General features: G+C 57.6%; 22 protein-coding genes. 8 read left to right on the forward strand and 14 right to left on the reverse strand.

Going from position 1 to position 19,129, the window contains the following annotated elements; all coding sequences use genetic code 11:
- Positions 1-18 precede the first annotated feature (18 nt).
- The 3 genes from WFK59_RS12710 to fepD are packed head-to-tail and all read right to left on the reverse strand — an operon-like array spanning position 19 to position 2,779.
- Entirely contained in the window at positions 19-816 is a 798-nt protein-coding gene (locus tag WFK59_RS12710) for an ATP-binding cassette domain-containing protein (RefSeq protein ID WP_233985465.1), read from the reverse strand.
- Positions 813-1,793, reverse strand: coding sequence for an iron-enterobactin ABC transporter permease (fepG, locus tag WFK59_RS12715; protein WP_233985466.1), 981 nt, complete (start codon positions 1,791-1,793; stop codon positions 813-815). Before fepG ends, WFK59_RS12710 begins: the two co-directional genes overlap by 4 nt.
- Positions 1,790-2,779, reverse strand: coding sequence for a Fe(3+)-siderophore ABC transporter permease (gene fepD, locus WFK59_RS12720; protein WP_336755938.1), 990 nt, complete (start codon positions 2,777-2,779; stop codon positions 1,790-1,792). Before fepD ends, fepG begins: the two co-directional genes overlap by 4 nt.
- A 145-nt stretch (positions 2,780-2,924) precedes the next feature.
- On the opposite strand from fepD, the gene entS reads away from it, so the two are divergent.
- The gene (gene entS / locus WFK59_RS12725; RefSeq protein ID WP_336755939.1) at positions 2,925-4,175 is read left to right on the forward strand and encodes an enterobactin transporter EntS; all 1,251 of its coding nucleotides are present in this window, start codon (positions 2,925-2,927) and stop codon (positions 4,173-4,175) included.
- A 30-nt stretch (positions 4,176-4,205) separates the two neighbouring features.
- On the opposite strand, the gene fepB is transcribed toward entS, so the two are convergent.
- On the reverse strand, positions 4,206-5,165 hold the full coding sequence (gene fepB, locus WFK59_RS12730) for a Fe2+-enterobactin ABC transporter substrate-binding protein (RefSeq protein WP_336755940.1): 960 nt from the start codon (positions 5,163-5,165) through the stop codon (positions 4,206-4,208).
- Between the two features lie 177 nt (positions 5,166-5,342).
- Here fepB and WFK59_RS12735 point away from each other — a divergent pair, with 177 nt between their 5' ends.
- Genes WFK59_RS12735 through WFK59_RS12755 form a run of 5 tightly spaced genes read left to right on the forward strand, consistent with a single transcriptional unit; the run spans position 5,343 to position 10,199 of the window.
- Positions 5,343-6,521 carry an isochorismate synthase gene (locus WFK59_RS12735; protein WP_336755941.1) on the forward strand — a complete coding sequence of 393 codons (1,179 nt, stop codon included), beginning with the start codon at positions 5,343-5,345 and terminating at the stop codon, positions 6,519-6,521.
- A 10-nt stretch (positions 6,522-6,531) separates the two neighbouring features.
- The gene (locus tag WFK59_RS12740) at positions 6,532-8,148 is read left to right on the forward strand and encodes a (2,3-dihydroxybenzoyl)adenylate synthase (protein WP_336755942.1); all 1,617 of its coding nucleotides are present in this window, start codon (positions 6,532-6,534) and stop codon (positions 8,146-8,148) included.
- 19 nt (positions 8,149-8,167) lie between these two features.
- A complete protein-coding gene (locus WFK59_RS12745) occupies positions 8,168-9,022 on the forward strand; it encodes an isochorismatase family protein (protein WP_094122259.1) in 855 nt (284 codons plus the stop codon).
- Positions 9,019-9,777, forward strand: a complete 759-nt coding sequence (gene dhbA / locus WFK59_RS12750) for a 2,3-dihydro-2,3-dihydroxybenzoate dehydrogenase (RefSeq protein WP_233985472.1) — start codon at positions 9,019-9,021, stop codon at positions 9,775-9,777. The genes WFK59_RS12745 and dhbA overlap by 4 nt, the downstream gene beginning before the upstream one ends.
- Positions 9,778-9,779: 2 nt before the next feature.
- The gene (locus WFK59_RS12755) at positions 9,780-10,199 is read left to right on the forward strand and encodes a hotdog fold thioesterase (RefSeq protein WP_233985473.1); all 420 of its coding nucleotides are present in this window, start codon (positions 9,780-9,782) and stop codon (positions 10,197-10,199) included.
- Positions 10,200-10,277: 78 nt separating this feature from the next.
- Here WFK59_RS12755 and cgtA read toward each other — a convergent pair whose 3' ends face one another.
- From cgtA to rplU, 3 genes are all read right to left on the reverse strand, one after another.
- Positions 10,278-11,450, reverse strand: a complete 1,173-nt coding sequence (gene cgtA / locus WFK59_RS12760) for an Obg family GTPase CgtA (protein WP_233985474.1) — start codon at positions 11,448-11,450, stop codon at positions 10,278-10,280.
- A 242-nt stretch (positions 11,451-11,692) separates the two neighbouring features.
- Entirely contained in the window at positions 11,693-11,950 is a 258-nt protein-coding gene (gene rpmA, locus WFK59_RS12765) for a 50S ribosomal protein L27 (protein WP_031375434.1), read from the reverse strand.
- Between the two features lie 15 nt (positions 11,951-11,965).
- On the reverse strand, positions 11,966-12,277 hold the full coding sequence (gene rplU, locus WFK59_RS12770; RefSeq protein ID WP_031375435.1) for a 50S ribosomal protein L21: 312 nt from the start codon (positions 12,275-12,277) through the stop codon (positions 11,966-11,968).
- A 256-nt stretch (positions 12,278-12,533) separates the two neighbouring features.
- Here rplU and ispB point away from each other — a divergent pair, with 256 nt between their 5' ends.
- Both ispB and WFK59_RS12780 read left to right on the forward strand, forming a co-directional pair.
- A complete protein-coding gene (gene ispB / locus WFK59_RS12775) occupies positions 12,534-13,505 on the forward strand; it encodes an octaprenyl diphosphate synthase (protein ID WP_233985475.1) in 972 nt (323 codons plus the stop codon).
- A 240-nt stretch (positions 13,506-13,745) separates the two neighbouring features.
- On the forward strand, positions 13,746-14,039 hold the full coding sequence (locus tag WFK59_RS12780; RefSeq protein WP_233985476.1) for a helix-turn-helix domain-containing protein: 294 nt from the start codon (positions 13,746-13,748) through the stop codon (positions 14,037-14,039).
- Positions 14,040-14,104: 65 nt separating this feature from the next.
- Here WFK59_RS12780 and murA read toward each other — a convergent pair whose 3' ends face one another.
- The 7 genes from murA to mlaF form a co-directional block, all read right to left on the reverse strand.
- Complete coding sequence (gene murA / locus WFK59_RS12785) at positions 14,105-15,367, reverse strand: UDP-N-acetylglucosamine 1-carboxyvinyltransferase (RefSeq protein WP_233985477.1); 1,263 nt, start codon at positions 15,365-15,367, stop codon at positions 14,105-14,107.
- Between the two features lie 67 nt (positions 15,368-15,434).
- Positions 15,435-15,692, reverse strand: a complete 258-nt coding sequence (gene ibaG / locus WFK59_RS12790; protein ID WP_010251880.1) for a BolA family iron metabolism protein IbaG — start codon at positions 15,690-15,692, stop codon at positions 15,435-15,437.
- Positions 15,693-15,805: 113 nt separating this feature from the next.
- Positions 15,806-16,111, reverse strand: coding sequence for a lipid asymmetry maintenance protein MlaB (mlaB, locus tag WFK59_RS12795; protein ID WP_233985478.1), 306 nt, complete (start codon positions 16,109-16,111; stop codon positions 15,806-15,808).
- On the reverse strand, positions 16,111-16,746 hold the full coding sequence (gene mlaC / locus WFK59_RS12800; protein WP_233985479.1) for a phospholipid-binding protein MlaC: 636 nt from the start codon (positions 16,744-16,746) through the stop codon (positions 16,111-16,113). Before mlaC ends, mlaB begins: the two co-directional genes overlap by 1 nt.
- 15 nt (positions 16,747-16,761) lie before the next feature.
- Entirely contained in the window at positions 16,762-17,307 is a 546-nt protein-coding gene (gene mlaD, locus WFK59_RS12805) for an outer membrane lipid asymmetry maintenance protein MlaD (RefSeq protein ID WP_233985480.1), read from the reverse strand.
- A gap of 4 nt (positions 17,308-17,311) precedes the next feature.
- A complete protein-coding gene (gene mlaE, locus WFK59_RS12810; RefSeq protein ID WP_233985481.1) occupies positions 17,312-18,094 on the reverse strand; it encodes a lipid asymmetry maintenance ABC transporter permease subunit MlaE in 783 nt (260 codons plus the stop codon).
- A gap of 4 nt (positions 18,095-18,098) precedes the next feature.
- Positions 18,099-18,914: a phospholipid ABC transporter ATP-binding protein MlaF gene (gene mlaF, locus WFK59_RS12815; protein ID WP_233985482.1), complete on the reverse strand. Its 816-nt coding sequence runs from the start codon at positions 18,912-18,914 to the stop codon at positions 18,099-18,101.
- Between the last annotated feature and the right edge of the window lie 215 nt (positions 18,915-19,129).

The raw sequence follows: 19,129 nt of genomic DNA on the forward strand, positions 1-19,129 counted from the left end.
CAACGGCTGAAGGCCGGATCAGCGGGCTGCGCGTCCCAGCGGCACAATCATTGGGGTATGCGCCACCGGATCGTCAACAATCATGCAGCGCAGGCCGTAAATGGCCTCAATCAGCGCCGGCGTCACGATATCAGCCGGTTTGCCTTCCGCGATAATCTCTCCATCACGCATGGCGATCAAATGGCTGGCGTAGCGACACGCCTGATTAAGGTCGTGCAGCACCACCACCAGCGTACGACCATGCTGCTGATTAAGATCCTGCATGAGTTCCAGCAGCTCAATCTGATGGGCGATATCCAGCCAGGTGGTCGGTTCATCCAGTAACAGCAGCGGCGTTTGCTGCGCCAGCACCATCGCAATCCAGACCCGCTGCCGCTGCCCGCCAGACAGCGTATCGACCTGCTGCTGTGCCAGATCGGCCACGCCGGTCGCCAGCATCGCCTGCTGCACCGCCGCTTCATCTTCCTGACGCCAGCGGCCAAACAGCGGCTGATGCGGATAACGCCCGCGCGCCACCAGTTCACTGACGCTGATGCCGGCAGGCGCATTCGAGCTTTGCGGCAGCAACCCGAGACGGCGCGCTACCTCTTTGGTGGAGTAACGGGCGATTGCATTGCCATCCAGCAGTACCTCACCCCGTAACGGCGCGGCCAGCCGGCTCAGAGTGCGCAACAGCGTCGATTTCCCGCAGGCGTTGGGGCCAATAATTACCGTCAGTTCTCCGTCAGGGATGGTGACCGACAGATTCTCCGCCACGATCTTTTTGTCGTAACCGAGCGTCAGCGCGTCGCCCTGCAAACGTGTTGTCACTGTCATTGGCGTCGCGCCTCCCGCACCAGTAGAGCAATCAGATAAAGTCCGCCCAGGCTGACCGTGATGACGCCAACCGGCAGCTGATAGGGCAGGAAAAAGTGCTGCGCGGCGTAGTCAGCAGCGGTGAGCAGCAGCGCGCCGCACAGCGCCGCCAGCGGCAAGGCACCTTTGATGCCGCCGCACAACCGGCGGGCGATCTGCGGTGCCAGCAGGGCGATAAACGAAATCGGCCCGACCAGCGCGGTTGACGCCGCCGTCAGGATCACCCCGACCAGCATCAGCAAAATACGACTGCGCTCAACCGGAACGCCCAGCGCGCAGGCGGTATCATCGCCCATCTCCAGCAGCCGCATGCGCCGCGCCAGCAGCGCCGTCGCCAGCAGCGCCAGCAGCAGCACGCTGATCACCGGCGTGGTTTTCGCCCAGCTGATGCCGTTCAGCGAGCCAGCACTCCACAGCCCGGCGCTCAGTGCCGCTTCCAGTGAAGCGCTGATAATCAGCCAGCTATTCAGCGCCATCAGCAATGCCCGCACGCTGATACCCACAATAATCAGGCGAAAAGTCTCAACACCGTTGCGCCAGCTAAACAGCCAGACCACCCCCGCGGTCAGCAAGCCGCCAGTCAATGCCGCCAGCGTCATACCTTCCATATTCTGCTGAAACAGCACCAGCGCCACCAGCACACCGCTGTAAGCCCCGGTGTTAAAACCCAGAATGTCCGGACTGCCGAGCGGGTTGCGCAGCAGCGACTGAAAAATAGCGCCGCTGACGCCCAGCGCACCACCAATCAGCAGTGCCATCATCACCCGCGGCAGACGCCATTCCAGTACGATCAGCTGAATATTGCGTGCCGCCTCACCGTTGATCACCTGCCAAAGCTGAGCCGCCGGGATCGGCAGGGTGCCGCGCGTCACGCCGAGAAAGGCCAGCGCCAGACAGGCCAGCAGCAGCCAGGTGCCATTAAGTACGACGCGTTTCATACCGCACCTCTGCCAGCCTTGCGGCGCACCAGCACAATCAGCATCGGGGCACCGAGAATCGCCGTCACAATCGACACGCGCAGCTCGCCCGGCACCAGCACCCGGCCGAGAATATCGGCGGCCAGCAGCAGACAGGGCGTGATAAGAAGGGTACCCGTCAGCATCCAGCGATGATCGTTGCCGAGCAGCCAGCGTGCCAGATGCGGCGTCATTAATCCGACAAAGGCAATCGGGCCTACCGCGGCCGTCGCGGCCCCGCTCAGCAAGGCAATCGCCAGCAGTCCGATCAGTTGGGTGCGGACAACGCGGGTCCCGAGCGCCGTCGCCATATCACCGCCCATGCTGAGGCTGTTGAGCGACCGGGCCAGCAGCAGCGCCAGCAGAGAGCCGACCACCACCGCGGGAAACGTCGTGCGCAGAATGGCAAAATTGCGGATATCCAGCGACCCGCTGTGCCAGAAACGCAGGTGGTCGTAGATGTCAGGATTAAGCAGCGACAAGCCGGAGGTTAAGCCTTCCAGCACCGCGCCCAGCGCGACCCCGGCCAGCGTCAGCCGTACCGGATTGACCCGCCCGCCACCGACCGCCCCGGTCAGCGCCACCAGCAACGACGCCAGCAGCGCGCCGCCAAAGGCAAAACCGAGCCAGTCAATTGGGGAATCCGCACCATAGAGCGCAATGCCGATCACTACCGCAAAACCTGCACCGGCATTAATCCCCAGGATTCCGGGATCGGCCAGCGGGTTGCGTGTCAGGCTCTGCATCAGCGCGCCCGCCACGCCCAGACCTGCGCCCGCCAGCAGCCCGGCCAGGGTACGCGGCAGCCGGGCATCACGCACAATGATGCAGTCTGCGCTGGAGCAGTTGGTCAGCAGTGCCTGGGTGACATCATGGAAGGCTATGGATTTGGCCCCCAGCATCAGGCTGAGCGCGAGGAGCAGCAACAGCAGCATCCCTGAGCCTGCTATTACATGGAATTGACGCATCACAGTTAAACCTTTACGGATTCAATGGCATCGGGATAGAAACCATTATGATAATGATACTTGTTATCGTTATTACGCATTTTTTGTATGTTACCATGACTCGCAAACTCAATGATGAGGAAAATGGGTGCAAAAAGGCGACGTTATGAACAAACCCTCCCACTTTATCGATCTCAGCCTGCTGAAAACCCATCCTGCTTTTCGCGCCGTGTTTATTGCTCGCTTCATCTCGATTGTCGCGCTCGGTATGCTGGCGGTCGCCGTCCCGGTGCAGATTCAGCAGTTAACGCAATCGCCGTTGCTGGTGGGTCTGGCGGTCACGCTGGCCGGTGCCGGTATGTTTATTGGCCTGCTCACCGGTGGCGTACTGGCCGATCGCTATGAGCGCCGCCGCCTGATCCTGTTTGCCCGTTCAACCTGCGGCCTCGGTTTTGTCGCCCTGTGTGTGAATGCGCTGCTGCCTGCTCCGTCGGTGATCGCGGTGTTTGTGCTGGGCCTGTGGGATGGCTTTTTTGGGGCGATCGGCGTGACCGCGCTGCTGGCCGCCACGCCAGCGCTGGTCGGCCGCGAAAACATTATGAAAGCGGGCGCGATCACCATGCTGACGGTGCGCTTTGGCGCCATTCTGTCACCGGCGATTGCCGGGCTGGTGATCGCCCACGGCGGCGTGGCCTGGAACTACGGTCTGGCGGCGCTCGGCACCTTGCTGACGGTACTCACTCTGCTGCGCCTGCCGACGCTGGCCCCACCGCCACAGCCGCGTGAACATCCGCTGACCGCCTTATCCGCCGGGATGGGTTTCCTGTTTGCCAGCCCGATAGTCGGTATGGCGGCGCTGGTTGGCGCGCTGATGACCTTAGCCAGTGCGGTACGCGTACTCTATCCGGCACTGGCGCCACACTGGCAGGTCGGGCTGGAGCAGCTGGGGCTGATGTATGCCGCCGTGCCGCTCGGGGCCGCGGTCGGAGCCTTAACCAGCGGCCGGCTGGCGCAGTCAGCGCAGCCGGGCCGCCTGATTCTGGCCAGCGCCATTGCCGCCTTTATTGCCCTTACCCTGTTCAGCCTGATGCCGTGGTTCAGCCTGAGCCTGGTCTGCCTCGCCGCGTTTGGCTATTTCAGCGCCATCAACAGCCTGGTGCAATATGCTCTGATCCAGACGCTGACCCCGGATGCGCTGCTTGGCCGGATCAACAGCCTGTGGACAGCGCAGAACGTCACCGGTGACGCGATTGGCGCGGCGATGATTGGGGCGATGGGTTCACTGCTGCTGCCGCAACAGGCGGCAGGCCTGTTGGGACTGGCCGCCACCGTGCTGGGGATGGTGATGTGGCTACTGATGGCGCGTTTGCGCCGCTATCAGCCGCCTGCTGCTGAGCAGGCGGAATCCACCGGTTAGAAGCCGCCTGCCCTGCGCAGACGGCGGATATCAGGATTTAACGAACAGCGTTTCCAGCCGCGTCAGCAAATTACTGGCGCTGTAGAAATCAAGCCGGAAGGTATCCAGCCCCAGCGCATAAACCGCGTTGGCACGCACCGCTGGGGTCTGCGCCAGGAAAGGGTTATTCATCACCTGCTCTGCGGTCTGCGGCTCAGCGGCAAACAGCAGATAGGTGTGACCATTCAGTCCCGCCGCCAGATTTTCCCCTGACAGCTGAATAATGTCTTTACGCTGCCCCATGCTGTGACCGTGCTGCATGTCGGCTGGCGGCGTGGCCAGGGTGAATCCCAGTTGCTGCAGCAATTTTCCCTGCGCCGATGCCTCGGTCCAGAGATTAACGGCGCGACCGTCACCGTTCCAGACCATGGCGGAAACCGGCTGCGGCGGCAGCGTTAAGGCGGATTTAAGCGCTTTTTCCTGCGCATCAAACGCGCTGATGCGGGCGGCGGCGTCAGATTCATGACCGGTTGCCTCACCCAGTAGCGTCACCAGCTGCTGCCAGCTCTTATCGTCATAGTTGATCACCAGAACCGGTGCGATAGCGGTCAGCTGATCGACCAGTTTGATCGCCGAATCATTGCCGGTGGCGCTGACCACAATCAGGTCCGGTGCTTCCGCCGCAATCGCTTCAGCATTGGGCTCGCCAATATAGAGACGTTTTACGCCGCGCTGTTTTGCCACCTCGCCCCACTGACGGAAGAACCCCTGCCCATCGGCCAGCCGGCTGTTGGGTGCCGTTGCGCCACTGGCGATCACCGGAGCATTAATCGCCAGCAGCGATCCGGTCAGGGTGACGCTGGTCGAGACAATGCGGGTTGGCGCCTGGGATAAGGTCACACTGCCTTTTGCGCCGGCTATCGTGCGCGGCCAGCCGTTCTGAGCCGCCGCCGCGAAACTGATACAGAAGAAAAACAGCGCGATTGCCGCCTTTACACCACGTTTAGTCATAAATTTCAGTCCACTTTTCTGCTGGCAATTTGCCCTGCTGTTTGTGCTGATTTAACAGGAAAACGCAGCCGAAACACCGCGTATTTATTGACACTTCCGGCTAATCAACGTAGGTTACTGGGCCACAATACAAATGATAATCATTATTAATTATCTTATCATTTATAGGTGAAAATTATGGTGGAATCGTTGACGTTTGAACATCCCTTGTTGCAGGATTTCTCCGCGTTGTGCCGCGGTTTCCTGTTTACCTCTCCCTGGCAAAGCCTGACCACGCAAGGCTGTTTCACCACGCTGACCACCCCGGTCAACGATGGCGATGCGCTGACAGGGGATTTTCAGCAACAATTGCAGCACCATTTCGCCTCGGCCAGAAAACAGGGCATTACCCATCCGATTCTGGTAGGTGCGATTCCGTTTGACGTCAATCAGCCCTCGGCGCTGTTTATCCCTGAGTCCTGGCAAACCTTTAACCGCGCCGATCTGCACGCGGCAACCGCAATCCGTGAAAACGATCTGCCGCAGGTGCGCCGCCGCACGGCGGTACCGGATCATGACATTTTCACCGATATGGTGGCGCAGGCGGTCTCTGCCACGCAGCGTGGCGAGCTGGATAAAGTAGTGCTGTCGCGGCTGATGGATATCACCGCTGAACAGCCGGTGGATACCGCGGCCCTGATGCAACGCATTGTGGCGCAGAACCCGAACAGCTACCACTTTCATCTGCCGCTGCCGGAAGGCGGTGCGCTGGTCGGAGCCAGCCCGGAACTGATGATCCGCAAACAGGGCCACAGTTTCAGCTCCTGTCCGCTGGCCGGTTCGGCCCGCCGTGATGCCGACCCACAGCTGGACCAGGCGGCAGGCGATAGCCTGATGCGCTCAGACAAAGATCGCCATGAGCATAAGCTGGTGACCGATGCGATGCGCAATACGCTGCAAGCGCGCAGCCGGGTGCTGTCGGTGCCAGAGGTGCCGTCGCTGATCACCACCGCAACCCTATGGCATCTCGCCACCCTGATTGAGGGCGAGGTGCTCGACTCTCGTGAAAATGCGCTGTCGCTGGCCTGTCTGCTTCATCCGACCCCCGCCCTGAGCGGCTTCCCGCATCAGCGCGCCCAACAGCTGATTCAGCAACTCGAACCGTTCGAACGTCAGCTGTTTGGCGGCATTGTCGGCTGGTGCGACGATCAGGGCAATGGCGAATGGGTCGTGACCATTCGCTGCGGCACGGTGCATGGCCCGCGCGTGCGACTGTTTGCTGGCGCTGGCATCGTAGCTGACTCACAACCCGAATCAGAATGGCGCGAAACCGGCGTCAAACTCGACACCATGCTTCGCGCTTTTGGACTGCAATAAAGGAACCTGTATGACCCTTTCCTACAGCCGCTGGCCTGACGATCTGGCCGCGCGTTACCGCGAAAAAGGTTACTGGCTGGATCTGCCGATGACCGACATCCTCGAACGCCACCAGCAGCGCGACAGCGTGGCGGTTATTGATGGCGATCGACAGCTCACTTACCGCCAGCTGGCCTGTTTAAGTGACAACCTGGCGGCGGCGTTGCAGCGTCGTGGCCTGAAACCGGGTGATACCGCGCTGGTGCAACTCGGCAACGTGGCGGAGTTTTACCTGACGCTGTTTGCGCTGTTTAAAATTGGTGTTGCGCCGGTTAACGCGCTGTTCAGTCATCAGCGTACTGAGCTGACGGCGTACGCCAGCCAGATTGCGCCCCGCCTGCTGATTGCCGATCGCAGCCACGCGCTGTTCGCCGATGATGCGTTTATTGACCAGCTGTGCCGCGATCATAACGGGCTACAGCAGGTGATCCTGCGCGGCAACGGCCAGGCTGAAAACAGCCTTGAAGCGCTGCTGGCCGAACCGGTGGGTGATTTTGTCGCTACGCCGACTGCGGGCGATGAAGTGGCCTTTTTCCAGCTGTCAGGCGGCAGCACCGGCACGCCAAAACTGATCCCGCGCACCCATAACGATTACTATTACAGCATCCGCGAAAGTGACGTGATCTGTGGCGTGACCGCTGACACCCGTTATCTGATCGCCCTGCCCGCAGCGCATAATTTTCCAATGAGCTCTCCGGGCGCGCTGGGGGTGTTTTACGCAGGCGGACAGGTGATTCTGGCCGCCGATCCCAGCGCCACGCTCTGCTTCCCGCTGATTGAAAAGCATCAGGTGACCGATACCGGTCTGGTTCCGCCCGCCGTGAGTCTGTGGCTGCAGGCGATTCAGGAATGGGGCAGCAATGCCGCACTGGCGTCGCTGCAACGCATTCAGGTTGGCGGCGCGAAGCTGGGCGAGACGCTGGCGGCGCGTATTCAGACCGAGATCGGCTGCAAGCTGCAGCAGGTGTTCGGCATGGCGGAAGGCCTGGTGAACTACACCCGGCTTGATGATGATGAAACCACCATTCTGACCACCCAAGGTCGCCCGATCTCGCCGGATGATGAAGTGTGGGTCGCCGATGAACAGGGTAATCCGCTGCCGACCGGTGCCATTGGTCGTCTGATGACGCGCGGGCCTTATACCTTCCGCGGCTACTACAACAGCCCGGAACATAACGCCGCCAGCTTTGATCAACAGGGTTTTTACTGCTCCGGCGATCTGATTGAGATCACCCCGCAAGGTAACATCATCGTTCAGGGCCGGGAGAAAGATCAGATCAACCGCGGCGGCGAGAAGATCGCGGCAGAAGAGATCGAGAATCTGCTGCAACGTCATCCGGATGTGATCCACGCGGCGCTGGTGTCGATGAACGATGAGCTGATGGGTGAGAAAAGCTGCGCCTTTATTGTGGCCCGTCAGCCGGTTAAACCGGTGGCGCTGCGTCGTCACCTGCGTGAATTAGGGGTAGCAGAATTCAAACTGCCCGACCGTATAACCTGCGTAGATGCCCTGCCGCTGACCCACGTCGGCAAGGTGGATAAAAAACGTCTGCGCCAACAACTTGCCGATCAACAAGCGCAAGCCTGATCTGTCCGGAGATTTTTCTATGGCTATTCCAAAACTGACCTCTTATCCGCTGCCAGCCGCCACTGAGTTGCCGACCAACAAGGTAAAATGGGCGCTGGAGTCCGGTCGCGCCGCGCTGCTGATCCACGATATGCAGCGTTATTTCCTGAATTTCTGGGGCGAAAACAGCCCGCTGGTGGAGCAGGTGGTCGACAATATTGCCCGCCTGCGTCGTTACTGCAAAGCACAGGGGATTCCGGTGTTTTACACCGCCCAGCCCAATGCGCAGAGCGATGAAGATCGTGCGCTGCTCAACGATATGTGGGGACCAGGACTGAATAAGCATCCCGATCAGCAGAAGATCGTGGACGCGCTGGCACCGGATGCCGACGATCAGGTGCTGACCAAATGGCGCTACAGCGCCTTCCATCGCTCGCCGCTGGAGTCGATCCTGCAGGAGATGGGCCGCGATCAGCTGATTATCACCGGCGTTTATGCCCACATCGGCTGCCTGACCACCGCCACCGATGCGTTTATGCGCAACATTCAGCCGTTTATGGTGGCCGATGCGCTGGCAGATTTCAGCCGCGAAGAGCACATGATGGCGCTGACCTACACCGCAGGCCGCAGTGGCAAAGTGGTGATGACCGCCGACCTGATGCCGCTGCCGCTGAGCAAAGACGATTTGCGGGCGCTGATTCTGCCGCTGCTGGAAGATGACGACGTGCCGGAAGATGATGAAAACCTGATCGATTACGGTCTGGATTCGGTGCGGGTCATGGCGCTGGCGGCCCGCTGGCGTCAGGTGCACGGCGATATCGACTTTGTCAGCCTTGCCAAAAACCCCAGCATTGATGGCTGGTGGGCGCTGCTGTCACGGGAGCCTGCACAATGAGCCACGCATTCGACTTCAGCGGAAAAATTGTCTGGATAACCGGTGCCGGCCAGGGAATTGGTTATCATACCGCGCTGGCGTTTCATCAGGCGGGCGCGCAGGTTGAAGCCTTCGATCAACGTTTTCACGGCCACGACTACCCGTTTCCCTGTCATACGCTGGACGTCTCCGAGCCGGAGCAGGTGAAAACCCTTTGCCAGCGTTTGCTGGCGGTTCAGCCGCGCATTGATGTGCTGGTTAACGCCGCCGGTATTCTGCGGATTGGTGCCACCGATGAGCTGTCGTTTACCGACTGGCAGGCCTGTCTTAACGTCAATGCCGGTGGCGCATTTAACCTGTTCCAGCAGACCCTGCCAGTGTTCCGGCAGCAGCGGGCGGGCGCGATTGTCACCGTCGCCTCAAACTCAGCGCACGCGCCGCGGATTGGCATGTCCGCCTACGGCGCATCAAAAGCGGCGCTGCGCAGCCTCTGCCTGACCGTGGGTCTGGAGATGGCGCCATATGGCGTGCGCTGCAACATCGTCTCACCCGGCTCCACCGACACAGAGATGCAGCGCAGCCTGTGGCATACGCCGACCGGTGAGCAGGAGATGATCGCGGGCTTCCCGGATCAGTTTAAGCTCGGCATCCCGCTCGGAAAGATTGCGCAGCCGCAGGAAATTGCCGCCAGCGTGCTGTTTCTTGCCTCCGATCTCGCCAGCCATGTGACCTTACAGGATATCGTGGTGGATGGCGGCGCAACGCTGGGAGCCTGAAGATGTCAGCGATCTGGAAACGATCTATCGATCTTGCGGAGCTGAATGCGCTGGGTGAGAACTCGCTGGTGGCGCATCTGGGGATCATTTTTACCCTGATCGGTGATGATTATCTGGAAGCGACCATGCCGGTCGATGCCCGAACGCATCAGCCTTTTGGCCTGCTGCACGGCGGCGCGTCGGTGGTACTGGCGGAATCGATGGGTTCAATTGCGGGCTATCTGGCAACAGAGGAAGGCAGCAGCGTGGTGGGCGTGGAAGTGAATGCCAGCCATCATCGTGCGGTATCAAGCGGTGTGGTGCGCGGGATTTGTCGTCCGTTACATCTGGGTAAGCGCAGCCAGAGCTGGCAGATAGAGATTCGTAATAGTCGGGATCAGTTGTGTTGCAGTGCCCGTCTGGGCGTGGCGGTGATGCGCTAACGCCGGTGTGATGCTCCCTTTTCAGCCCGAAAAGGGAGCATCACGCATCAGCTATTGTCTGCTGATGCGCACAGAGGGTTAGCGCTGATAAATGATTTCGACGCCTTCGTCGTCTTCATCATCCCACTCCTCATCCCACTCTTCATCTTCCACTTCAACCGCGTTTTCAATGGCTTCTTTGTGGTAATCGTCCCACATGAACTCCACTTTCTCCGGCTGTTTCTCTTCGAGCTCGGCTTCTTTCGGATTCGCGTTGATGAAGCTCATCACGTCCCAGCAGAGTTCGTTGACGCCGGTACGGCTGGCGGCAGAGATCAGGTAATACTTCCCTTCCCAGCCCAGCGCATCAGCAACGGCTTTAGCACGCGACTGCGCCTCTTCTTCACTGATCAGATCAATTTTGTTGAACACCAGCCAGCGTGGCTTGTTGAACAGCTTCTCGCTGTACTTTTCCAGCTCGCCGAGAATGATGCGGGCATTTTCAACCGGATCGCTTTCATCAATCGGGTCGATGTCGATCAGGTGCAGTAATACGCGGCAGCGCTCAAGGTGCTTCAGGAAGCGAATACCGAGGCCTGCGCCATCAGCTGCGCCTTCGATCAGGCCAGGGATATCGGCCACCACGAAGCTCTGCTCACTGTCCATACGCACCACGCCCAGGCTTGGTACCAGGGTGGTAAACGGATAGTCTGCCACTTTCGGTTTGGCTGCCGAGACGGCGCGGATAAAGGTCGATTTACCGGCGTTTGGCAAGCCCAGCATACCGACGTCAGCCAGCAGCATCAGCTCCAGTTGCAGGTCGCGTTTTTCACCGGGCGTACCCATGGTTTTCTGACGCGGACTACGGTTAACCGACGATTTGAAACGGGTGTTGCCCAGGCCATGCCAGCCGCCCTTGCCGACCATCAGTTTCTGGCCGTGACGCGTCATGTCGCCTAAGGTCTCACCGGTACCCTGGTCGATAACCCGGGTGCCGACCGGCACTTTCACCACAATGTCTTTACCGCGTTTGCCGGTACAGTCACGGCTCTGGCCGTTCTGTCCACGCTCGGCGCGGAAGGATTTCTCGAAACGATAATCGATCAGGGTGTTAAGGTTTTCGTCAGCGATCAGATAAACGTCACCGCCGTCACCGCCATCACCGCCGTCCGGGCCGCCTTTCGGGATATATTTTTCGCGGCGGAAGCTAACGCAACCATTACCGCCATCACCGGCGACGACCAATATTGTCGCTTCATCAACAAACTTCATTTTCTATCTCCGTCACACAATCGTCTGCAGCACTCTGCAAACGGGTCCGCCAGGGTCTTCTGCGCTGACCAGCGGCGGATAAATCAGGATTGGCTTTCGCCAGTGCGTACATAAAGTGTACAGCAAACTTTTGTGATGCGTCGCCTTTACGGCAACCGAGCGCAGAATGTAAAAAGCCCCGCAGCAGTTGCGGGGCCTTTAATTCGTGCGTTCAGACGTTAAACGTCTGCGTCACGACAACCTTACTCAGCAACGATGCTGATGTATTTACGGTTGTTCGGACCTTTAATTTCGAATTTTACTTTGCCGTCTGCGGTAGCAAACAGGGTGTGGTCACGACCACAACCTACGTTGTTACCGGCGTGGAATTTGGTGCCACGCTGACGAACGATGATGCTACCTGCCAGAACAGATTCGCCACCGAAACGTTTTACACCCAGACGTTTTGCGTTGGAGTCACGACCATTTCGAGTCGAACCACCAGCCTTTTTATGTGCCATTTGTCAGATCTCCTCTTAGGCAGTGATGCCAGTGATTTTCACATCAGTGAACCACTGACGGTGGCCCTGCTGCTTACGGTAGTGTTTACGACGACGAAACTTAACGATCTTAATTTTCTCGCCACGACCATGAGCAACAACTTCCGCCTTGATCATACCGCCTGAAACCAGTGGCGCGCCGATTTTCACGTCTTCGCCATTGGCAATCATCAGAACCTGGTCAAACTCAATGGTTTCACCGGTTGCGATGTCCAGCTTTTCCAGGCGAACGGTCTGACCTTCGCTTACTCGGTGTTGTTTACCACCACTTTGGAAAACCGCGTACATATAAAACTCCGCTTCTGCGCTTGCCTTTTAGTTCATCAGGCGGCGCGCTAAATATTCACAATAGGGCGCGAATTCTACGCAAAACTCCAGGAGAAGACAAGAGCACTTTGCACTCTCTTGCAGAAAAAAAACACAGGCTGAACGCAAACGTTCCTCAACCAGAAAATTCAAGTACAATCAGTAACAGATTACCTGAACGCTGGCTGGGTAAAAGCACTTACCATGGCAGAGAAACGAGTCATAGCTGAAAAGACGAATGAACTTAGAACAGATTAATGAATTAACCGCACAGGATATGGCTGCCGTTAACCAGACCATCCTCGACCAGCTGAATTCAGATGTCTCGCTCATCAACCAGTTGGGCTATTACATCATCAGTGGTGGGGGCAAGCGTATCCGCCCCATGATCGCCGTGCTTTCCGCACGCGCCATGGGTTACAAGGGCGATCTGCACGTCACCAATGCGGCGCTAATCGAATTTATCCATACCGCCACGCTGTTGCATGACGATGTGGTGGATGAATCCGATATGCGTCGTGGCAAAGCGACCGCCAATGCGGCGTTCGGCAATGCGGCGAGCGTGCTGGTCGGTGATTTTATTTATACCCGTGCTTTCCAGATGATGACCAGCATGGGCTCATTGCGCATTCTGGCGCTGATGTCGGAAGCGGTGAACGTGATCGCGGAAGGCGAAGTCCTGCAGCTGATGAACGTAAACGATCCGGACATCACCGAAGAGAGCTACATGCGGGTGATTTACAGTAAAACCGCGCGCCTGTTCGAAGCCGCCTCACAGGCCTCTGCGATTCTGGCTGAGGCGACGCCTGAAGAAGAGAAAGCGCTGCAGGATTATGGGCGCTATCTGGGCACGGCTTTCCAGTTAATTGACGATTTACTGGATTACAGCGCCGACGGTGAAACGCTGGGTAAGAATACCGGCGATGACCTGAGCGAAGGGAAACCGACGCTGCCGCTGCTGCATGCCATGCAGCATGGCTCGCCCGATCAGGCAAAGATGATCAGAGAAGCGATTGAACAAGGCAATGGCCGGCATCTGCTGGAACCGGTGCTGGAAGCAATGAATCAGTGTGGTTCGCTGGAATGGACGCGCAAGCGCGCGGAACAGGAAGCGGATAAAGCGATTGCAGCCCTGAAGATTCTGCCGGAAACACCGTGGCGCAGCGCGCTGGAATCACTGGCGCATATGTCTGTTCAGCGCGATTTTTAACCCCTGACGGAGCCAGCTCTGGCTCCGTTTTGTTTATCTGCCTCACTTCCTTCTCCCCTGTTTCTGTTGTTGCATCGCTTTTGCGTGGGTTCACGCAGATCTGGATTAAGATCCAAATTTTACTGGAAACATACGGAACCTATTTGCTATAAAAACCGTCAACTTTCCAGATAATACTGAAAAAAGGAAAGTCAGCGCCCGCCTGGGTGACGCAATAACAAGGACAAGGAGAACAGGTTTATGCAGAAAAGGATTGAGGACTGGCATCCCGCCGATATTATCGCCGCCTTGCACAAACGCGGTACCACGCTGGCCGCTCTGTCACGGGCGGCAGGCCTGAGTTCATCAACGCTGGCGAATGCACTGTCGCGGCCCTGGCCCAAAGGTGAATGGCTGATCGCGGAGGCGATCAAGGTACATCCTTCGGAGATCTGGCCCAGCCGCTACTACGATCCCGATACACACTGCCTGCTGGATCGTAAGCAGCGGATTCGATCCTCGCTCGATCAACCCGATGACCACAACGATCTCTAGCCTTCACCCGGCAAAAAAACCAGCCCTGTTATGGGGCTGGCTCTTTTCCGGACCGTTCAGCAGACTTACTCTTCGCCGCTGACGCGCTCAATATTGGCGCCCATCGCTTTCAGTTTATCTTCGATGTGTTCGTAGCCACGATCGATATGATAAATACGATCGACCAGCGTGGTGCCTTCCGCGATGCAACCCGCCAGTACCAGGCTGGCAGAGGCGCGTAAATCGGTTGCCATCACCTGGGCGCCAGACAGCGTTTCTACGCCGTGGCAGATTGCGGTATTGCTCTCGATTTCCGCGTGCGCACCCATACGAATTAATTCCGGGATGTGCATAAAGCGGTTTTCAAAGATGGTTTCAGTGATCAGGCCAGTACCTTCCGCGACCAGGTTAAGCAGCGTGAACTGCGCCTGCATATCGGTTGGGAAACCCGGATGCGGTGCGGTGCGGACATTGACCGCTTTCGGTCGCTTGCCGTGCATATCCAGGCTGATCCAGTCTTCACCGGTTTCGATATCTGCACCGGCATCACGCAGCTTGGCCAGTACGGCATCCAGCGTATCGGGCTGCGTTTTGTGACAGACCACTTTGCCACCTGAAATGGCTGCCGCCACCAGGAAGGTGCCGGTTTCAATACGGTCCGGCAGCACACGGTAAACCCCACCGCCCAGACGCTCAACGCCTTCGATGGTAATTTTATCGGTGCCTGCGCCGCTGATTTTCGCGCCGAGGGTATTCAGGAAGTTGGCGGTATCGACAATTTCTGGCTCACGGGCAGCATTCTCAATCACCGTGGTACCGGTCGCCAGGGTCGCAGCGCTCATGATCGTCACGGTCGCACCGACGCTGATTTTATCCATCACGATCAGCGCGCCTTTCAGACGGCCATTGACGGAGGCTTTAACATAGCCCTCTTCCAGCTTGATCTCGGCACCCAGTTGCTCAAGGCCGGTAATATGGAGATCGACCGGACGCGCGCCAATCGCACAGCCACCCGGCAGTGAAACCTGACCCTGACCAAAACGCGCCACCAGCGGACCCAGCGCCCAGATCGAAGCACGCATGGTTTTGACCAGATCGTAAGGGGCACAGAAGACATCCACCGCGCTGGCATCGACATGCACAGAACCGTTACGCTCCACCTTCGCACCCAGCTGGCTCAGCAGCTTCATGGTGGTATCGATATCGCGCAGCTTGGGCACATTCTGGATCTCGACCGGCTCTTCAGCCAGCAGGGCAGCAAACAGAATAGGCAGCGCGGCGTTCTTCGCCCCGGAAATGGTTACTTCACCACTTAAGCGGGTGGGGCCTTGCACACGAAATTTGTCCATTAACACGGCTCTCAATTAACTAGCTAAAGGTCGGACTCGCGCACGGCGAGTTCACCAGGCTGACGGATCAGAAACCGTTGAGTTTACGGTCACGCGCCCATTCAGCGGGAGTATAGGTTTTGATGGAGACAGCATGAATGCGGTTATCCGCGATGAATTCCATCAGCGGCGCGTAAACAGCCTGCTGCTTCTTAACGCGGCTCAGCTCACCAAACAGTTCGCCTACGGCGATCACCTGAAAATGGCTGCCATCATTGCTCATCACATGCACTTCATCTAAAGGCAATGCTGCCATCAGCACGGCCTGAATTTCACTGTTTTCCATTGCGCTTAACTTCACCTGATAATAATAAGGGGGACATCTTAGAGGAAAGCGGCTGACTCTTAAATACGCAAAAGCCCCTGTGTAAAACAGGGGCTTAGCATAACAACCGGAAATCAGGCGCTTTTATCCGCAGAAACAATAATCTGTTGCAGATTGTAAAGGGTAATCAGCGACTGCAGTTTGTCGCTGATACCGGCAAACCTTGGGGTAATGCCCTGCGCCCGGGCGATTTCACGCAGATGCACCAGCAGGGCTAATCCGGAAGAGTCGACCCGCTCCAGCGCCGCGACGTCAATAATATCCACGTCTTTGATCAGCGTGTCACGCTGCTGCCACAGGCTCAGCAGCGTATCGCGGTCCAGCTCACCTTTCAGTGACAGTGTGCTGGCTTCACGCTGCCAGCTTAACGATTCGCGCATTATTGCTGTTTATCCAGCGTGATCGGCTGCGCGGCGGAGGATTTCAGCTGCGCCGTCAGGCCGTCGATCCCTTTAGTGCGTAACAGATCGCTCCACTCATTTTGCTTGGTGGTGATCATGCTGACGCCTTCGGCGATCATGTCATACGCCTGCCAGTTGCCACTCTGGCTGTTCTTACGCCACTGGAAATCGAGGCGAACCGGCGGACGGCCATTCGGATCGATAATTGAGACGCGAATCGCGATAATTTTCGCATCGCCTAGCGGCTGCTCAGGCTGAATCTGATAGGTCTGACCGTGATAGAGCGCCAGGGCCTGGCCGTAAGCCTGTGCCAGATAGTCACCGAACGCGCTGAAATAGGCCTCGCGCTGCGCAGGCGTTGAGTCACGGTAGTAGCGTCCCAGCACCAGAGCACCGGCATATTTAATCTGCACATACGGCAGCAGTTCCTGACGCACAATCTCACGCAGGTAATTCGGGTCCTGCTTGATTTTCGGCTGCTCATTTTTAAGACGGGTAAAGGTCTTCTGCGCCGCTTCGTTCATCAGTTTGTAGGGATTGCTCTGATCGGCCGCATTCGCCGTCAATGGCACTGCCACGACCAGCATGGCAATCATCAGTAAACGTTTAAACATATATACCCTCTTGTTTTAAGGTTGAGCCGGTGCCGCAGGGGCAGCGTTGCTGTCCTCCTGCGCATCCTTACTGTCATTATTCTGTTTATTATCGCCGCTCTTGTAGAGGAACTGACCAATCAGGTCTTCCAGTACCATTGCCGACTTGGTATCACGTAAGGTGTCGCCATCTTTCAGCATTGCCGATCCCAGCTCGGGATCGTCAAAACCTAAGTTTAGCGCCAGAAATTGTTCGCCCAGCAATCCCTGGGTGCGGATCGCCAGCGAACTGGTGTCTGAAATCTTATTGGCGTACTGATCGCTGATCTCCATAGTGACGCGTGGCAGCAGCGTTTTTGGCTCCAGCTCAATGTCGGTCACCCGGCCAATCACCACGCCGCCAATTTTTACCGGCGAACTGGCTTTCAGGCCGCCAATATTGTCAAAGGTGGCGTAGAGCTTCCACGTCGGTTCCGTGCCCATCGACTTCAAATCGGCGACGCGCAGCGCGAGAAACAGCGCTGCCAGTAACGCCATAATCATGAAAATGCCAACCCAGATTTCGCTTTTTTTGCTTTGCATTGCATCAGTTCCCAAACATCAGTGCTGTCAGCACAAAATCCAATCCGAGCACCGCCAGTGACGCGTGCACCACGGTACGCGTCGTCGCGCGACTGATCCCTTCAGAAGTTGGAATCGCATCGTAGCCGTTAAACAGCGCAATCCACGTTACGGTAACGGCAAATACCGCGCTTTTAATCAGGCAGTTCACTACATCGGAACGAAAATCAACGGCATTCTGCATCGCCGACCAGAAGAAACCGGGATCGATCCCTTTCCAGCTCACGCCGACCAGCGCTCCGCCAGCGATACCCACCGCGGTAAAAATCAGCGCCAGCAACGGCATGCTGATAAACCCCGCCCAGAAGCGCGGCGATACCACCCGGCGTAACGGGTCAACCGCCATCATCTCCATGCTGGAGAGCTGTTCGGTCGCTTTCATCAGGCCGATTTCGGCGGTCAGTGCGGAGCCTGCCCGTCCGGCGAACAACAGCGCGGTCACTACCGGCCCCAGTTCGCGCAGCAACGACAGCGCCACCAGCATACCCAGACTGGTTTCAGCCCCGTAAGTGGTTAAGACCAGATACCCCTGAAGGCCAAGCACCATGCCGATAAACAGACCGGAAACCACGATGATCAGCAGCGACAGCACGCCGACGCTATACAGTTGTTTAATCAGTAGCGGCGTGTGTCTGCGGAACGCTGGTTTGCCGACCAGCGCATGAAACAGCATGAGTCCTGCGCGTCCAAAACTGGCGCACGTTTCAATTCCCTGACGACCTAATGCCGCCAGCGCCTTCAACACCATCAGTTTAGTTACTCCCTGAGCCGGTTAAATCCGCGAGATAGTCGCCGGCAGGAAAACGGAATGGAACCGGACCATCCGCTTCTCCATCAATAAACTGGCGGACACGCGGATCGTTGTTTTCTCGCAGTTCCGGCGTGGTGCCGTGTGCGATAATTTTCTGTCCGGCCACGATATAGGCGTAGTCCGCAATACTTAATACTTCCGGTACGTCGTGCGACACCACAATACAGGTCAGCCCCAGCGCGTGGTTAAGTTCATCAATCAGTTTAACCAGCACGCCCATGGTAATCGGGTCCTGTCCGACAAAGGGTTCGTCGAACATAATCAGTTCTGGTTCCAGTGCTATAGCGCGTGCCAGCGCCACGCGACGCGCCATCCCGCCCGACAGCTCAGCCGGTTTCAGCTGCGCCGCGCCGCGCAGGCCGACCGCTTCCAGCTTCATTAATACCGTGCTGTGCAGTAACGGGGCTGGCAGTTGGGTGTGTTCACGCAGCGGCCAGGCAACATTTTCATACACCGTTAAGTCAGTAAACAGCGCGCCAGACTGGAACAGCATGCTCATTTTTTTACGCGCTTCATACAACTTAGCGCGTGATAGTGACGGGATGTTTTCGCCACGAAAAAAGATTTCGCCGCGGGTCGGCTGAAGCTGACCCCCAATCAAGCGTAGCAGAGTGGTTTTGCCGATCCCGGAGGGTCCCATTATCGCCGTCACCTTGCCTTTCGGTACGGTCAGCGAAATGTCATCGAAGATTTGGCGATCTCCGCGCGCGAAACTCACGCCACGAACCTCAACCAGATTCGTCTGCTGCTGGATCATTATTACCTCTTGTAAGGATCGGGCGTAAACATGGGTTACGATGGTAGCCTGTTCGGTCCTGATTCACGATAGCTTTACAGAAACTTATCGGTAAGATTTGGCGAAAACGGCCATTAAATTTACTTTTGCCTTTCAGACGGTCAAAATCAGCGCCTGATTCATCGCACAGAACCTGAAACCCGTCAGATAAGGCGTGCCGGCCTGGGGTTTTTACG

Source organism: Pantoea sp. USHLN298, assembly GCF_037149395.1.
Lineage (GTDB): Bacteria > Pseudomonadota > Gammaproteobacteria > Enterobacterales > Enterobacteriaceae > Pantoea > Pantoea astica.

Bases quoted from the DNA above. Each gene is read 5' to 3' on its own strand.
- WFK59_RS12710 (WP_233985465.1), bottom strand. From the start codon at position 816: ATGACAGTGACAACACGTTTGCAGGGCGACGCGCTGACGCTCGGTTAC.
- fepG (WP_233985466.1), bottom strand. From the start codon at position 1,793: ATGAAACGCGTCGTACTTAATGGCACCTGGCTGCTGCTGGCCTGTCTG.
- fepD (WP_336755938.1), bottom strand. From the start codon at position 2,779: ATGCGTCAATTCCATGTAATAGCAGGCTCAGGGATGCTGCTGTTGCTG.
- entS (WP_336755939.1), top strand. From the start codon at position 2,925: ATGAACAAACCCTCCCACTTTATCGATCTCAGCCTGCTGAAAACCCAT.
- fepB (WP_336755940.1), bottom strand. From the start codon at position 5,165: ATGACTAAACGTGGTGTAAAGGCGGCAATCGCGCTGTTTTTCTTCTGT.
- WFK59_RS12735 (WP_336755941.1), top strand. From the start codon at position 5,343: ATGGTGGAATCGTTGACGTTTGAACATCCCTTGTTGCAGGATTTCTCC.
- WFK59_RS12740 (WP_336755942.1), top strand. From the start codon at position 6,532: ATGACCCTTTCCTACAGCCGCTGGCCTGACGATCTGGCCGCGCGTTAC.
- WFK59_RS12745 (WP_094122259.1), top strand. From the start codon at position 8,168: ATGGCTATTCCAAAACTGACCTCTTATCCGCTGCCAGCCGCCACTGAG.
- dhbA (WP_233985472.1), top strand. From the start codon at position 9,019: ATGAGCCACGCATTCGACTTCAGCGGAAAAATTGTCTGGATAACCGGT.
- WFK59_RS12755 (WP_233985473.1), top strand. From the start codon at position 9,780: ATGTCAGCGATCTGGAAACGATCTATCGATCTTGCGGAGCTGAATGCG.
- cgtA (WP_233985474.1), bottom strand. From the start codon at position 11,450: ATGAAGTTTGTTGATGAAGCGACAATATTGGTCGTCGCCGGTGATGGC.
- rpmA (WP_031375434.1), bottom strand. From the start codon at position 11,950: ATGGCACATAAAAAGGCTGGTGGTTCGACTCGAAATGGTCGTGACTCC.
- rplU (WP_031375435.1), bottom strand. From the start codon at position 12,277: ATGTACGCGGTTTTCCAAAGTGGTGGTAAACAACACCGAGTAAGCGAA.
- ispB (WP_233985475.1), top strand. From the start codon at position 12,534: ATGAACTTAGAACAGATTAATGAATTAACCGCACAGGATATGGCTGCC.
- WFK59_RS12780 (WP_233985476.1), top strand. From the start codon at position 13,746: ATGCAGAAAAGGATTGAGGACTGGCATCCCGCCGATATTATCGCCGCC.
- murA (WP_233985477.1), bottom strand. From the start codon at position 15,367: ATGGACAAATTTCGTGTGCAAGGCCCCACCCGCTTAAGTGGTGAAGTA.
- ibaG (WP_010251880.1), bottom strand. From the start codon at position 15,692: ATGGAAAACAGTGAAATTCAGGCCGTGCTGATGGCAGCATTGCCTTTA.
- mlaB (WP_233985478.1), bottom strand. From the start codon at position 16,111: ATGCGCGAATCGTTAAGCTGGCAGCGTGAAGCCAGCACACTGTCACTG.
- mlaC (WP_233985479.1), bottom strand. From the start codon at position 16,746: ATGTTTAAACGTTTACTGATGATTGCCATGCTGGTCGTGGCAGTGCCA.
- mlaD (WP_233985480.1), bottom strand. From the start codon at position 17,307: ATGCAAAGCAAAAAAAGCGAAATCTGGGTTGGCATTTTCATGATTATG.
- mlaE (WP_233985481.1), bottom strand. From the start codon at position 18,094: ATGGTGTTGAAGGCGCTGGCGGCATTAGGTCGTCAGGGAATTGAAACG.
- mlaF (WP_233985482.1), bottom strand. From the start codon at position 18,914: ATGATCCAGCAGCAGACGAATCTGGTTGAGGTTCGTGGCGTGAGTTTC.